The 1,260-nt window shown below is 54.8% G+C and carries 2 rRNA genes; both read left to right on the top strand.

Features of this window, described 5'->3' with window-relative positions:
• Positions 1–78, top strand: a 16S ribosomal RNA gene (locus ACFVHY_RS24455); the annotation flags it as partial.
• 446 nt (positions 79–524) lie between these two features.
• A 23S ribosomal RNA gene (locus ACFVHY_RS24450) occupies positions 525–1,260 on the top strand; the annotation flags it as partial.

Here is a 1,260-nt window from a genome sequence, read left to right as displayed (position 1 = left end):
TCGAAGGTGGGATCGGCGATTGGGACGAAGTCGTAACAAGGTAGCCGTACCGGAAGGTGCGGCTGGATCACCTCCTTTCTAAGGAGCACACAACAACACGTGTTTCAGCAGGCGTTTGTTCTGCGGCGCGTGTGTGTTCAAGGGTGAAACATCAAACACGCCACGCAAGGTGCCGGCCTCATATGGGCAGGCGCTGGTGGTGAGCTTGCCGGGTGACTGGCTCGCTGCTCCCAACACACTATCGGGGTTCTGAGAGAACACACGTTTTCTCTGAGCTGGTCATCGTGAGGTCGTGCTGATGCATCCTGTGATGGGGTGTGGAGCGGCCAAGTGGTGATCGGCGTGTGTTGTTTGAGAAGTGCATAGTGGATGCGAGCATCTTTATTTCAAACCAATGCTTCGACTGTTGTTGGAGTGCTGGTCTGTGATTTAGCAGAATTTGTAGTGTTTGTGGTGTCTACATTCGATCCTCGTTCATGGCCGGCTTGTGCTGGTTGTGGGTGGGGGGTTGTTTGTAGGTGTTGTTGTAAGTGTGTAAGGGCGTTCGGTGGATGCCTTGGTACCAGGAGCCGATGAAGGACGTGGTAGGCCGCGATAGTCCTCGGGGAGTTGTCAAACGAGCTGTGATCCGAGGGTGTCCGAATGGGGAAACCCAGCACGAGTGATGTCGTGTTACCACCAGCTGAATGTATAGGCTGTGTGGGGGGAACGTGGGGAAGTGAAACATCTCAGTACCCATAGGAAGAGAAAACAATTGTGATTCCGTGAGTAGTGGCGAGCGAAAGCGGAGGAGGCTAAACCATGCGCATGTGATACCGGGTAGGGGTTGTGTGTGTGGGGTTGTGGGGTTCGTCTTCTTCCATCTGCCTGTGGAAGCGTGAGTCAAAAAGCTGTGTGTTAGGTGAAGTGGCCTGGAATGGTCTGCCGTAGTCGGTGAGAGTCCGGTAGCTGAAAACACATGGTCTTGCGTGACGGTGTCCCCAAGTAGCAGCGGGCTCGTGGAATCTGCTGTGAATCTGCCGGGACCACCCGGTAAGCCTGAATACTTCCTGGTGACCGATAGCGGACTAGTACCGTGAGGGAAAGGTGAAAAGTACCCCGGGAGGGGAGTGAAATAGTACCTGAAACCGGACGCTTACAATCCGTCAAAGCCTGTGCCTTCGGGGCGGGTGATGGCGTGCCTTTTGAAGAATGAGCCTGCGAGTTAGTGCTCGGTGGCGAGGTTAACCCGTGTGGGGTAGCCGTAGCGAAAGCGAGTCT

The organism is Gordonia sp. NPDC127522 (genome assembly GCF_042672305.1).
Taxonomy (GTDB): Bacteria; Actinomycetota; Actinomycetes; order Mycobacteriales; family Mycobacteriaceae; genus Gordonia; species Gordonia hongkongensis.
Note: the sequence above shows the minus strand (reverse complement) of the source record. Positions and strands in the feature narration are given on the sequence as shown.